The organism is Nocardia sp. NPDC127606 (assembly GCF_042671725.1).
Taxonomy (GTDB): Bacteria; Actinomycetota; Actinomycetes; order Mycobacteriales; family Mycobacteriaceae; genus Nocardia.
Genome location: NZ_JBHXWQ010000011.1, coordinates 99,017 through 112,304, shown reverse-complemented (window position 1 = coordinate 112,304; position 13,288 = coordinate 99,017). Strand labels below are relative to the sequence as shown.

13 protein-coding genes are annotated in these 13,288 nt (G+C 67.8%); 5 read left to right on the top strand and 8 right to left on the bottom strand.

The annotated features are described in order from the left end of the window. Window positions 1-23: 23 nt before the first annotated feature. On the bottom strand, window positions 24-575 hold the full coding sequence (locus ACFVJ5_RS32820; protein ID WP_379226202.1) for a DUF402 domain-containing protein: 552 nt from the start codon (window positions 573-575) through the stop codon (window positions 24-26). A 46-nt stretch (window positions 576-621) separates the two neighbouring features. Then, window positions 622-1,242: a DUF402 domain-containing protein gene (locus ACFVJ5_RS32815; protein ID WP_379226200.1), complete on the bottom strand. Its 621-nt coding sequence runs from the start codon at window positions 1,240-1,242 to the stop codon at window positions 622-624. Between the two features lie 371 nt (window positions 1,243-1,613). On the opposite strand from ACFVJ5_RS32815, the gene uvrB reads away from it, so the two are divergent. Next, window positions 1,614-3,791 (top strand): excinuclease ABC subunit UvrB, encoded by a 2,178-nt coding sequence (gene uvrB, locus ACFVJ5_RS32810; protein WP_379226198.1) that lies wholly within the window; start codon window positions 1,614-1,616, stop codon window positions 3,789-3,791. A 107-nt stretch (window positions 3,792-3,898) separates the two neighbouring features. Here the strand turns inward: uvrB and ACFVJ5_RS32805 are convergent, their stop codons facing one another. Next, window positions 3,899-4,366, bottom strand: a complete 468-nt coding sequence (locus ACFVJ5_RS32805) for a VOC family protein (protein WP_379226196.1) — start codon at window positions 4,364-4,366, stop codon at window positions 3,899-3,901. 62 nt (window positions 4,367-4,428) lie between these two features. On the opposite strand from ACFVJ5_RS32805, the gene ACFVJ5_RS32800 reads away from it, so the two are divergent. The 3 genes from ACFVJ5_RS32800 to ACFVJ5_RS32790 all read left to right on the top strand — a co-directional run bounded on the left by ACFVJ5_RS32800 (window position 4,429) and on the right by ACFVJ5_RS32790 (window position 6,552). Further along, window positions 4,429-5,268, top strand: a complete 840-nt coding sequence (locus tag ACFVJ5_RS32800; protein ID WP_379226402.1) for a DUF6597 domain-containing transcriptional factor — start codon at window positions 4,429-4,431, stop codon at window positions 5,266-5,268. Window positions 5,269-5,399: 131 nt separating this feature from the next. Then, window positions 5,400-5,831 carry a hypothetical protein gene (locus tag ACFVJ5_RS32795; RefSeq protein ID WP_379226194.1) on the top strand — a complete coding sequence of 144 codons (432 nt, stop codon included), beginning with the start codon at window positions 5,400-5,402 and terminating at the stop codon, window positions 5,829-5,831. A 268-nt stretch (window positions 5,832-6,099) separates the two neighbouring features. Continuing rightward, on the top strand, window positions 6,100-6,552 hold the full coding sequence (locus ACFVJ5_RS32790; RefSeq protein ID WP_378661184.1) for a universal stress protein: 453 nt from the start codon (window positions 6,100-6,102) through the stop codon (window positions 6,550-6,552). 77 nt (window positions 6,553-6,629) lie between these two features. Here the strand turns inward: ACFVJ5_RS32790 and ACFVJ5_RS32785 are convergent, their stop codons facing one another. After that, window positions 6,630-7,010: a cupin gene (locus ACFVJ5_RS32785; RefSeq protein ID WP_379226192.1), complete on the bottom strand. Its 381-nt coding sequence runs from the start codon at window positions 7,008-7,010 to the stop codon at window positions 6,630-6,632. An 11-nt stretch (window positions 7,011-7,021) separates the two neighbouring features. Continuing rightward, window positions 7,022-8,455 carry an MFS transporter gene (locus tag ACFVJ5_RS32780; protein WP_379226190.1) on the bottom strand — a complete coding sequence of 478 codons (1,434 nt, stop codon included), beginning with the start codon at window positions 8,453-8,455 and terminating at the stop codon, window positions 7,022-7,024. A gap of 66 nt (window positions 8,456-8,521) precedes the next feature. Between ACFVJ5_RS32780 and ACFVJ5_RS32775 the strand changes: the two genes are divergently transcribed. After that, a complete protein-coding gene (locus ACFVJ5_RS32775; protein ID WP_379226188.1) occupies window positions 8,522-9,178 on the top strand; it encodes a TetR/AcrR family transcriptional regulator in 657 nt (218 codons plus the stop codon). Between the two features lie 21 nt (window positions 9,179-9,199). On the opposite strand, the gene ACFVJ5_RS32770 is transcribed toward ACFVJ5_RS32775, so the two are convergent. Genes ACFVJ5_RS32770 through ACFVJ5_RS32760 form a run of 3 tightly spaced genes read right to left on the bottom strand, consistent with a single transcriptional unit; the run spans window position 9,200 to window position 13,255 of the window. Further along, window positions 9,200-11,485, bottom strand: a complete 2,286-nt coding sequence (locus ACFVJ5_RS32770) for a HelD family protein (RefSeq protein WP_379226187.1) — start codon at window positions 11,483-11,485, stop codon at window positions 9,200-9,202. Between the two features lie 44 nt (window positions 11,486-11,529). Further along, window positions 11,530-11,865 carry an antibiotic biosynthesis monooxygenase family protein gene (locus ACFVJ5_RS32765; protein ID WP_379226185.1) on the bottom strand — a complete coding sequence of 112 codons (336 nt, stop codon included), beginning with the start codon at window positions 11,863-11,865 and terminating at the stop codon, window positions 11,530-11,532. Window positions 11,866-11,878: 13 nt separating this feature from the next. After that, window positions 11,879-13,255, bottom strand: a complete 1,377-nt coding sequence (locus ACFVJ5_RS32760; protein WP_379226183.1) for a diguanylate cyclase domain-containing protein — start codon at window positions 13,253-13,255, stop codon at window positions 11,879-11,881. Window positions 13,256-13,288: the final 33 nt, after the last annotated feature.

The window sequence follows — 13,288 nt, the reverse complement described above, 5'->3', positions numbered from 1 at the left end:
ACTCCCCGCACCGCCCGGACCCTCTACCGAGGTCCGGGCGGTTCGTCGTTTCGGCGCCAGGTCAAGGTCATGCCGAAGGTGCTCAGCCACTCCTCGAGCGAATAACCGTGCGCGGCGATCCCGTCGATCGCGGCGGTCGCGTGTTCGATCGCGGCCTGGCACTGCGCGGCGTCCAGCAGGCCGTCGGTGTGCGCGGCCAGTAGCTCGTCGACGTCGACGAGCCGGACGTCACGCCGGGTGCGGACCAGTACGTCGAGGTAATGGTCGACCGAGCGCCACAGCGTCGGCGACTCCCTGGTGAACGCGCCGACATCGACATAGATGTCCTGCCACTGCTCGACGCCGGGGTTGTAGTGTAGCTTCGACGCTCGCAGCGACAGCTCCGGCAGCACCCACGATTCCAGGTAGTGGAAGTGCGCGTGATCGGAGTGGCGACCCATGTACAGGCCCCACGGCTCCACCCGATAGATCTCCACCGGCCGGACGAAGCCTTTGGGGTCGGTGTTGGTTCTGGCCGCGACGTCGAAGTACTCGACCTTGGGCGGATGCACATGCACGGTGGATGCCTGGGTCATGAGCGCAGAATCTACCGGCGCGTGCCGACCCGCGCCCGGTCGCCGGTCACATCCAGGTCAGCGTGATCTCCCGGGACCGCAACCACTGTTCGACATCGTGGTCGTTGGCCGCCAGCCCGTCGAGCACGCGCGCGGCACGCTCGAACGCCCGGTCGGCGTGCTCGGTGTCGACATGGCCCGCGGCGTGCGCGGCGAGCAGCTCGCTCGACCCGGACAACGTCGAGGACCGGCCGCGCCGTACCGCGATGTCGAGGAAGTAGTCGGTGGCCCGCCACCGTTTGGGCCCGACCTGGACGCACTCGACGATGTCGAGCACGTAGTCGTGGCTGCGGTGATGGCCGGGCCGGTCGTGGCTGATGGTGGCGCGAACGGCCTGGCCGGGCAGCATCCACGACTCCTCGTAGCGGCCGTGCGGCCGGTCGAGGATGCGGGCCAGATAGATGCCCCACGGCTGCACTTCGTACCGGTCGACCGGGCGGATGTAGCCCTTGGCGTCGGTGCTGCTCAGCTCGGCGAGGTCGAAGTATTCGACCCGGGGTCTGGCAGCCGGTGAGACGGTCGTCGAAACGGTGGTCGGTGTGTGCGGTCCACGTATCTCTCTGGCGAAATAGCCGGCGAATCCGGTTACCGCGGGAGCCGCGACGAGCAGGGGAAGTAGAACGCTCATGGCCTTGTCCTTCACCACGTCCGATGATCAACTCAGGGTACGCCCGCATGCGCAGATGTGGCGTGGTCGATTCGGCGCCTGGATCATCGAATGCCTTTGGCGCAAGGGACTTTTCGGACATCGTGCGAGGTGCCGGGCATTCGCCGGGTTCGCTTGCGGTTCCCTCGACCAGGCGAAATGAGGGTCGCCGACGGTTTGCGCGCCGGTGGCTGTTGTCACATTCGCGCAGGGCCGTGACGGTATCGATGAGCAGAAGTTCACCAGAACGACCACGACCCGACCGGTGGTCATCGGCGCGGCGCGGGGCGTGGCGGACGGGCGGCGGCTCGCTGGGGCGCGAACGTGTCAGTGGGCGCGCCTAAGCTGGATCCATGGCATTCGCAACCGAGATCCCGACGGAAGGGTACGAAGAGCGGGGTCACCCGATCGCCCATTCCGAACACCGCCCCGTCGGCACGATCGAGCGCTCGGGCGCCCGATTCGAGGTGGTCAGCGAGTACTCGCCCGCCGGCGACCAGCCCGCGGCCATCGCCGAGCTTGAGCGCCGGGTGAACGCGGGGGAGAAGGACGTCGTCCTGCTCGGCGCCACCGGTACCGGTAAATCGGCGACCACCGCCTGGCTGATCGAGAAATTGCAGCGCCCCACCCTGGTGATGGCGCCGAACAAGACGCTGGCCGCGCAGCTGGCCAACGAGCTGCGCGAGATGCTGCCCAACAACGCGGTCGAGTACTTCGTCTCGTACTACGACTACTACCAACCCGAGGCGTACATCGCCCAGACCGATACCTACATCGAGAAGGACAGCTCGATCAACGACGACGTCGAGCGGCTGCGGCACTCGGCGACCTCGAGCCTGCTCTCCCGTCGCGATGTCGTCGTGGTCGCCTCGGTGTCGTGCATCTACGGTCTCGGCACCCCGCAGTCGTATCTGGACCGGTCGGTGCAGCTCGAGGTCGGCGGCGAAATCGACCGCGACGCGTTGCTGCGGCTGCTCGTCGACGTGCAGTACACCCGCAACGACATGTCGTTCACCCGTGGTTCCTTCCGGGTGCGTGGCGACACTGTCGAGATCATCCCGTCCTATGAGGAGCTGGCGATCCGCATCGAGTTCTTCGGTGACGAGATCGAGGCGCTCTATTACCTGCACCCGCTCACCGGTGACGTGGTGCGTCAGGTCGATTCGGCGCGCATCTTCCCGGCCACCCACTATGTGGCCGGTCCGGAACGGATGGAGCGCGCGGTCGGCGACATCGAGGCCGAATTGGCCGCGCGGCTCGAGGAATTGGAGCGTCAGGGCAAGTTGCTCGAGGCGCAGCGGTTGCGCATGCGCACCGAATACGACCTGGAGATGATCCGTCAGGTCGGCTTCTGCTCGGGCATCGAGAACTACTCGCGCCACATCGACGGGCGCCCGGCGGGTTCGGCGCCTGCGACGCTGCTCGACTACTTCCCCGACGACTTCCTGCTGGTGATCGACGAATCGCACGTCACGGTGCCGCAGATCGGCGGCATGTTCGAAGGTGACATGTCGCGCAAGCGCAACCTCGTCGATTTCGGTTTCCGGTTGCCGTCGGCGGTCGACAACCGGCCGCTGACCTGGGAGGAGTTCGCCGGGCGAATCGGTCAGGCGGTGTACCTGTCGGCGACTCCCGGCAATTACGAGCTGGGTCAGGTCGGCGGCGAGGTGGTCGAGCAGGTCATTCGCCCGACCGGCCTGGTCGACCCGAAAGTCGTGGTCAAGCCGACCAAGGGGCAGATCGACGACCTGGTGCACGAGATCCGTGAGCGCGCGGAGCGCAACGAGCGAGTGCTGGTCACCACCCTCACCAAGAAGATGTCGGAAGACCTCACCGATTATCTGCTCGGCCTCGGCGTGAAGGTCCGCTACCTGCACTCCGAGATCGATACGCTGCGTCGCGTCGAACTGCTCCGGCAATTGCGCCTCGGCGAATACGACGTACTCGTCGGCATCAACCTGCTGCGCGAGGGCCTCGACCTGCCCGAGGTGTCGCTGGTCGCGATCCTCGACGCCGACAAGGAAGGCTTCCTGCGGTCGAGTACCAGCCTCATCCAGACCATCGGCCGCGCGGCGCGCAACGTGTCCGGCGAAGTGCACATGTACGCGGACAAGATCACCGACTCGATGCAGCACGCCATCGAGGAGACCGACCGTCGCCGTGCCAAGCAGATCGCCTACAACACCGAAAACGGCCTCGACCCGCAGCCGCTGCGCAAGAAGATCGCCGACATCCTGGATCAGGTGTACACCGAGGCCGAGGACGAGGTGGCCGTCGGCGGATCGGGCCGCAACGCCAGCCGCGGCAGGCGCGCTCAGGGCGAACCGGGCCGGGCCAGTTCGGGTATCTACGCCGAACGCGATGTGAAGTCGATGCCACGTGCCGAATTGGCCGCCCTGGTCACCGAACTCACCGCGCAGATGATGAACGCGGCCCGCGAATTGCAGTTCGAACTGGCGGGCCGGTTGCGTGACGAGATCGCCGACCTGAAGAAGGAGTTGCGCGGGATGGACGCCGCGGGGATTTCCTGACCATGCCGACGCCACGGCCTCCGGGCGACCCCGACCCCGAGCTGCGCGACCGATCGCGCACGTGCTGCTCGGAGGCGAGGCCCCGGAGGACCCGGCCCGGCGGGCCGCTACGCCTGCTCGGCCATCCACGCGGCGACACGTCGGTCGGCCTCTTCCTTCGAGACGTCCTCGACGCGGGTGATCACCGCCCAGCGGTGCCCGAAGGGGTCGATCACCACGCCGAAGCGATCGCCGGTGACGAAGGTCTGCGGCTCCTCGGCGCTGCGGGCACCGTGCGAGAGCGCGCGGGCGATCACCGCGTCCACGTCGGGGCAGTAGTGCACCACCGAGGTGTGCACCCAGTCTTCGGGGGCGCGAACATTGTTGTCGGGGATGGGCATTCCGAGCTGCAGGGTGGAATCCCCGATGAGCAGCTCGGCGTGTGCGGGCTGGCCGTCGGGCAGATCGGCGCGGCTGAGCACCTTCGCCTCGAAGACCTCGGTGTAGAAGTCGATGGCCGCGTTTCCGTCCGGCACGGCCAGGAAACAGGTGATGGAGTGGTAGCCCTCCGGAATGGGCGCAACGGGATTGGTCATGACTACGATCCTGCTCCGCGGCCGACGGCGCGTCTTGTAAGAACGCGACAGATCGGACGGTGATGACAGCGGCGCCGGATCCCGGTGATGTGAAAGGAATCCTGCACCCGGACGAGCAGGCCAGACACCGGTCGCTGAACCGACTGGGGGTCGGGCCCGCGCTGGCCGACTTCGCGGACCGGTACTGGGTGGTGCGGTGGGATCTGCGCGGTCAGCCCAGCTATTCGGCGCAGGTGTTGTCGTTCCCCTGTGTGAACGTCACCTTCGAACGCAGCACCACCCGCACCGGCGGCTTCGTCACCGGGGTGTGTACGACGAAGTACGTGCGCGAGCTCGCCGGGGAAGGCGAGACCTTCGGCATCCGGTTCGCCCCCGGCGGTTTCGGTGCTTTCACCGGTATGGATGTCGGGGCGCTGCGCGATGATTCGGCCCCGCTGAGCACGGTGTTGCCCGAGGCCGCGGGGCTGGCCGACCGAGTGCTGTCCGAACAGTCCGACGAGCGCAGGCGCGACATCGTCGAGGAGTTCTTCGCGGGCCGTGGTCGCGCCGACGATCCGCACTACGCGCTGGTGACCCGCATCGTCACCGCCATGGCGCACGATCCGGAGCTGACCAGGGTCGACCAGGTCACCGATCGTTTCGCCGTTCCGATTCGCACCCTGCAGCGCCTGTTCCGCCGCTATGTCGGGGCGGGCCCGAAATGGGTGCTGTGCCGGTTCAGGTTGCAGGACGCCGCCGACCTGCTCGCGCACGGTCGCCCTGATCTCGCGGTACTGGCCGCCCAGCTCGGCTATTTCGACCAGGCGCATTTCAGCCGTGAATTCACCGCCGAGATCGGGATGCCGCCGATGGAATACGCGCGCAGCGCACAGGCGGTGAGCGCTGTGCCCACGGCGCGCTGATCGGGTGCGTCCAGACCCCAGAAGTAGGGGGTCTGAAATATTGACGTTCCACCTTGGAACAGCGGTGTTCGTCGATAGTGTCACCGCATTCGCAGCGGCCGTTGCTGCGTGGAGAAGTCAGGACATCAACAGTGACAACATCTTTCGACCGGACCGCCCGCCTCGGGGCCGCCCTCGCGACCGCGCTGGCCGCCACGGCTCTGCTCGCGCCGGGCGCGCACGCGGACATCTCGGATGGCCAGCGGGTCAGCGTCTCGAGCGCCGAGCCCAAGGTTGGCTGTTCCTACACGGTGGTCGCGGTCAACGTCGTCGGCTACAGCTCGGGCCACGCCGGCGCACCGGTGACCTTCTACGACAACGGTGTCGTGATCGATACGGTCGCGATCCCGGCGTTCGGCGAGACCAAGACCTCCTGGCGTCCCACCGCCGCCGGCTCGCACCAGCTGACGGCGAAAGTCGACAGCTATCTCAACAGCTGGTGGATCACCCCCGCCACGGTGACCGTGGCTGCGAATACCGGCACCGGAAGCGCGGCCTGTGGGTTCCCCAGTTTCTCCGGTTGATGTGATCAAAATCCCAGCCGCACTACGCCGTTGATCGTGTTGTGATAGGCCACAATTTCTTCGAACTGCGGTCTTGTTGCCGCAGGTGAATCTTCTCGACTGTTGCGAAGGCCACCGTGACATCGGGCAGGAGCGTCAACACTCCCGGTGTGATCTGTTGCGATTTCTGATAAATCGGCCTGATTTGGCGTTAGGGTCGAGCCAATTGCCGCGCTGACGCTCGATTCCCGAGTGGTTCGGTGCTGGCACCGACCAAGTTGGAGGAGAGATGACCGCCTACCGGACCATTGTCGTCGGTACTGATGGCTCGGATTCGTCGTACGTGGCGGTGGAGAAGGCCGCGGCGCTCGCCGGGGACGCTGAGGCAACTCTCGTGCTGGCCTGCGCCTACTTCCCGACCGACGACCGCGACGTCGCCGCCGCCGCCGATGTGCTCAAGGACGAGGCCTACCAGGTCCGTGGCTCGGCCCCGACCAACGAGATCCTGCACGTCGCCCGGGAGAAGGCCCTGGCCGCCGGTGCGAAGAACATCGTCGACCGCGCGATCGTCGGCGAGCCGGTCGATTCGCTGCTGGACCTCGTCAACGAGGTGGACGCCGACCTGCTCGTCGTCGGCAACCGAGGCCTCAACACCCTCACCGGCCGCCTGCTCGGCTCCGTCCCCTCGGACGTGGCCCGCAAGTCCCGTTCGGACGTGCTGATCGTGCACACCGTCCGCTAGTTCACTCTCGGTACTACGAAAAGGTCGAGGGCGCCGGGAAACCGGCGCCCTCGACCTATTTCGGCAGTGGTCACCACTCAGCCTGCGACGGGCTCCTGCCGGGTACCGCCGCGCAGCCCGATCGACATGATGTCGGACGGTTCGTCGAGTTCGATTCTGTGCCAGCGGTTGCGCGGCACGATGAACGCGGCTCCCGCCGTGAGTCGCGCCGCGGTTTCCGCCTCGCCCTGACTCTCCGGTCGCAGGTAGAGCCGCAGCGAACCGGCGAGGCAGCACACCGCTTCCTCGCTGGATGGGTGCATCTCCCAGTGGTCGGCATGGACGTCGGCGTCGGTGTCGACATGGAAGGTGGCCAGTTGCCAGCCGTCGGACGCGGCGGCCATCCGTCGCTCGCCCGATCGCACCGTGCCTTCCGGCTGGAAGTGCAGGGCGCGGGCGAACAGATCGATGGGTGTCATCGGGGTTCCTTTCACGGGGTCGCGGGAATGTCCTCGCGGACCGGGTTTTCGGTGTGGTCGAGCCGGGTGGGTAGGACGGTGGCCGCGATTACCGCGGCAGCGGCGAACAGCGCAGCGGCGATCGCCAACGCGAAGGCGTAGCCGTTGTTGAGCGCGACCGGATCGGCGCTCGCGCCGGTGCGGCCCGCCGCGAGGGTGGCCAGGACGGCGACGCCGACGCTGCCGCCGAGTTGGCGGGCGCTGTTGAAGGCGCCGGAGGCCATGCCGGCTTCACCGGGCGCCACGCCGCTGACGGCTGCCGCCGCGACGGGGGCGAGGCAGAGCCCGAGCCCGAAGCCGCCGACGATCGACGGGCCGAGAACGTCGGTGACGAAGTCGCCGTCGGGGCTGATCAGCGCGAACCAGCCGATGCCGACGGCGGCGAGGAGACCGCCCCCGACCAGCAATGGCTGGGGGGACAAGTGAGCGCCCGTTCGGGTGGCGGCGAGGGTGCCCGCGATGACGCACAGCGAGAACGGGATGAAGGCGGCCCCGGTGGCTCCCGCGCTCATGTGCAGCACCTGCTGCATGTACAGCGACACCAGGTAGAAGGCGGAGAACTGTCCCGCGGCGGCGCAGAAGACGAACAGGTTCGCACCGCTCACCCAGCGGTTGGTGAAAAGGCTCAGCCGCAACAGCGGGTTCGCCGAGCGTGTCTCGACCACGAGGAAACCCGCGAGGAACGCTGCCGCTACGGCGAGGGTCACGCCTGTCTCGGGAGAAGCCCAGCCGTAGTGATCGGTGCGGATCACGCCGGTGACGAGTAGTCCGATACCGCCCGTCGCCAGCGCCGCGCCTGCGATGTCGAGCCGCGCCCGCGTACCCGTCGGTGCGTCGGCGGGTACGCCTCTGGCCAAGGCGAGCAGCGCGATCGCGACGATCGGGATGTTGACCAGCATCACCCAGCGCCAATTCGCGTACTCGGTAAGCAGTCCGCCCACGAGCACGCCGAGCGCGCCACCCGCGGCGTTGACCCCGCCCCAGACGCCGAGCGCTCGGACGCGGGCGGGCCCTTCGGGAAACGTCGTGGTGAGCGTGGCGAGTGTGGCCGGGGCGATGGCCGCGGCCCCGACGCCCTGCACGGCGCGCGCGGCCACCAGTTGCCATGGCTCCTGGGCGAATCCGCCGGCGAGCGAGGCGATCGCGAAGACGAGAAGTCCGCCCGCGAACAGCCTGCGCCGCCCGTAGAGATCACACGCCTTGCCGCCGAGCAGCAGGAAACCGCCGAAGGTCAGGGCGTAGATGTGCACCACCCAGGCCAGGTCGAGCGGTGCGAAGCCGAGTGCGTCGCCGATCGAGGGAAGCGCCACATTCACGACCGCCATATCGAGGGCGATCACGAACTGTGCGATGGCGACCGCGACCAGCGCGGTGCCGGGACGAGGGGGGGAAGTGTTTTTATACACGTATAAAAACTAACTCCGCCGCGACCCCTTGTCCATACCCGGGCTTCGCATGGGCAAGATGGGACCATGTCCACCTCGCAGTCGGATCGACCAGCGCGCACCGGCAGACCCGCGCGCATGTCCCGCGCGGATATCGTCGCGTCGGCGCACCGGGTGATCGCCGCCGACGGCGTCGAGAAGCTGACGATGCGCAGGCTCGCCACCGAACTCGGCTGCACCCCGATGGCGCTCTACCACCACGTCCGCGACAAGCAGGACCTGCTGCGGCTACTGCTCGACGACTACGCCGACGCGATTGCCTGGCCCGAGCTCCCGGACGACCCGCGGCAGCGAATCCTGGTGGCCGCCACCGCGATGCGCGACGCGCTCGCGGCCAAGTCCTGGATCGTGGACGTGCTCGCCGACGGCGACCTGCTCGGGCGCTCGGCGCTGTGGTTCCCCGAGACCATCATCGACGCGGCGATCACCGCGGGCCTCACCCCCGAGCGCGCGGTGGCCGCGTACCGCACCATCTGGCACTACACGGCAGGCGAGCTGATCGTCACCGGCAGAGCGGTGCGGCGCGCCGAGGAAGGACCGACCTACCGCGCGGAGGTCTTCGCGGACCTGGACCCCGAGCAGCTGCCCCGGCTGGCCGAGATCGGTTCCCGCTGGACCGAATTCGACGCCGAGAGCACCTACGCCGCCGGGCTGCAGGCGCTGGTCACCGGCTTGCTCGTGTGACACCGCGCTGTTCGGCGACGCCTATCCCAACGAGGACAGCACCGCGGGAAGCTCCTCGGTGTGCACCACGGCCAGGCGCTGGGTCGCACGGGTCAGTGCGACGTACAGGTCGTTGAGGCCGCGCGGGGACTCGTCCAGGATCGCCTGTGGCTCCACCAGGTACACCCGGTCGAACTCGAGGCCCTTCGCGTCGTGCACGGTGAGTACCTGAACGGATTCGCCTGCCAGCGAAGACATTGCGGGCACCAGGGCCGCGGGAGCGAGGACCGCGGAGGTACCCGGACCGTGCTCGGCCTCGAGCAACCGCGCCACCTCGCCCGCGACGTCGGCGGGCAACACCCGGTAGGCGCGCGGGGGATTGCCGGTCTCGCGAACCGAACGCGGCACCTTGGTACCCGGATCGATCTCGGCGAGCACATCGGCCGCGACCGCCATGATCTCGGCGGGGGTGCGGTAGTTCACCGTGAGCTCGGTGAGCTTCCAGCGTTGTGCCACATACGGTTCCAGCACCCGCTGCCAGGACGACGCGCCGGCCGGGTCGCCGGTCTGGGCGACGTCGCCGACCACGGTGATCCAGCGATTCGGGATGCGCCGCATCACCATTCGCCACGCCATCTCCGACAGTTCCTGCGCCTCGTCGACGATCACGTGCCCATAGGTCCAGGTCCGGTCGCCCGCGGCACGTTCGGCGGTGGTCTGCCGGTTGCCGAATTCCTGGCGCTGGGCCAGCTGGGAGGCGTCGATCAGGTCGTAGGCCATCAGGATCTCGGGATCGAGCTCGTCCTCGATGTCCTGCGGGGCGGAACCGGTGAGGATGTCGAGGGCATCCTGGGCCTCCTCGATCTGGGCCCGCCACCGGCGACGCGAGCGTTCGCGTTCCTCGGTGTCGTCGACGCCGAGCAACTCGGCCAGCTCGTCGAGCAGCGGGGCGTCGGCCGCGCCGAAGGTGCCGTCGTCGGAGCGCACCAGTTCGGCGCGGTCCTCGGGGCTCAGTGTCTTGGCGGCGCGGTCGAGACGGGCCGGATCGGCGAGCAGGTCGGCGAGTACTTCCTGGGGCGACAGCACCGGCCACAGCGCGCTGATCGCGGCCTGTACGTGCGGATCGGCGCGCATCTCGTCGCCGATCTCGCTGAGGTCGGCGGAGCTGAGCAGGCTCGTGCCGCCGGACAGGTCGGCGCCCATCGTGGCGGCGAGCTGATCGGTGAGCGCGTCGATCACCGACGACGCGAAGATCGGCCTGGCCAGGTTGTGCGGGCGTCGGGAGGAGCGGGCCCGCCCACGCGCCCTGGTCGCGATCTTGCGGTCCAGCGTCACCGGATAGCCGTCGAAAGCCAGGCGCACCGGCTCCGACGGCACTTCCTGACGGTCGCGCACGGCCTGCTTGAGCACCTCGAGCATGTCTAGCGAGCCCTTGATCTCCCCGGCGCGCAGCGAATCCTCGCGCACTGCCTTCACACCGGGGTACAGGTCGCCGATGGTCGACAGCAGCACGCCGGTCTCGCCGAGCGAGGGCAGCACCTGGCCGATGTAGTCGAGGAAGGTGGCGTTCGGGCCGATGATCAGCACGCCGCTCTTGGCCAGCTGCTGCCGGTAGGTGTAGAGCAGGAACGCCGCGCGATGCAGCGCGACCGCGGTCTTGCCGGTACCCGGCCCGCCCTGCACCACGAGCACGCTCTTGTGCTCGGAGCGGATGATCGCGTCCTGCTCGCTCTGGATCGTCTCGACGATGTCGTTCATGTGCCCGGTACGGGCGGCATTGAGCGCCGACAGCAGCGCGCTCTCGCCCCCGACGCCGTCGTCGGTGCCGACCACACCGTCACGCTCGGCGGCATCGAGATCGAGGTACTCGTCGTTGATCGCGGTCACCGCGCGGTTGCGCGAGCGGATGTGCCTGCGCCGGGTGACGTTCTCGGGATTGGCGGTGGTGGCCAGGTAGAACGGGCGGGCCAGCGGAGCACGCCAGTCGAGCAGCAGCGGCTCGTAGTCGTTGTCCTCGTCGAGGATGCCGAGCCTGCCGATGTAGCGGGCCGCGTCCTCGGTGCCTTCCAGATCGATCCGGCCGAAGCACAGACCGTGCTCGGCGGCGTCGTATTTGGACAGGTCCTCGTTGTAGAGCTGGGTGAAGGACTCGCGCTCACTGCGCGCCTGCGGTGTGCCGCCGGATTCGAGGAGCACGGTCTTGAGCCGGTTCTGCGCGTAGTCGCGCATGCCGTCGAGCCGGTCGTAGAGCACCGAGAGGTACTGCTGCTCCTGTTCGATCTCGCGGTTGTGCGCGGCCGGGGAGGCGTCGGCGAGGCGGTCGGGCAAAACAGGACTCCTTTGTCACCGCGTTGAGAACAGAGTTGTCGAGTCTACGTGTCCGCGGGCAGGTCCGCCGCGACCGGGAAGACTTCGTCGCCGAGGACCGGCGTGAAGTGTTCGACCACCGGGAAAGGCTCGTAGAAGTGGTGCAACAGCGCACGCCAGCGCTGATATTCCGGTGACTCACGGAATCCCACTGTGTGGTCGGTCAGCTGCTCCCAGCGCACCAGCAGCAGGAAGCAGTCGGGCCGCTCGACACAGCGCGACAACGACAACCCGCCGAATCCGGGCATTCCTGCGATGATCGGATACGCCTGCGCGAAGGCCGCTTCGAAAGCGGCGGCGGCGCCGGGGCGAACGGGTAACAGCGCGTGTTCGACGATCACGCCGACCAGTCTGTCAGGAGGCGTGGGTGTTGTTCGAGCGTCGATTCTGACCGAGACCGAGCTCACGATGGGCCGACGGCTTGTCGCGGTACATCGCCAGGTCGGCGTCGTGCAGCACGGCTTCGGGGGTGCGGCGTTCGTGCGGGCCGAGTTCGGTGATGCCGACCGAGGCGCTCACCTCGAGACGGTGACCGCTGGCGATGATCGGTTCCGCCATCGTCACACGCAGGCGCTCCACCAGTGCGGGCAGGTCGGCGCGTTGCGGATGACCCGCCAGCAGCACCAGGAATTCGTCGCCACCCAGCCGCCCGACCAGGTCTTCGGCGCGCAGCGCCTGTTGCAACCGCTGGGCGACGATCTGCAACACCGTGTCGCCGATGGCGTGCCCGAGGGTGTCGTTGATCGCTTTGAAGCCGTCGAGGTCGATGAACAGCACCGTGGTGACCAGGGTGCCGCCGTCGTCGGCCAGCGCCGCGGACAGCTGCGACAGGATCAGGGAACGATTCGCGAGCCCGGTCAGCGCGTCGTGGGTGGCCTGGTACTCGAGCTGGCGTCGACTCGCTCGGTACTCGGTGATGTCGGAGAACGAGGACACCCCGGACGAGTCCGGACTGTCCGGGTTGAGCAACCGGCAGTTGCACGACACCCACACCTGGTGCCCGTCGGCGCGTTCGACACCGAAGACGAACTGGGTGACCACCTCGCCGGTCGCGAGGGTGTGCGCCATCGGATGCCTGTCCGGCGGCAACGGCTGCCCATCGCGGTCGACCATCTTCATCGGCAGATCATCGATGAGACGCCCGAGAATCTCGTCGCCGTCCTCGATGCCGAGGATGCGTTTGCCCGCTGGATTGATCGACTCGAGGCGACCCCGCCGATCGACGACGAGCACGCCTTCCTCGAGCTGGGACACCACGGTCGTGAAATACGCTTCCGCCTGCCGTGCCGACGCCTCGGCGGCCCGCTGCGCGGTGAGATCGTGCACGACCACCTGGAACGCGAGCTTCTCCTGCCACACCGTGAGCACCGATACGGTCTGGACCGGTACCTTCTGCCCGTCCACCCGGACGAGATCCATGTCGGTGGGCGGGGACGCCGAACCCTCGGCGGTGAGCTGATCGATCCGGTCGAGCATGGCCGCGACGGAATCGGGATGGACGAAGACCGTGATCGACAAGCCGAGGAGGTCGTCGACCGAACGGGCGCCGAGCAGGCGAACCATGGCCGGATTGACGTAGACGATCGTCCCGGACTCGTGCACACAGATGGCATCGGGAGTGTGTTCGACCAGCGACCGGTAGCGCTGCGCGAGCTGCTCGGCGCTCGCCGCGTCGGTCCTTCCTTCTCCCACTGCGAAACCCCCGATCTCGGCCTGGTCTGCGAACGGCATACCGGTCTAGTCTGGTGATCCTTCATGAAGATC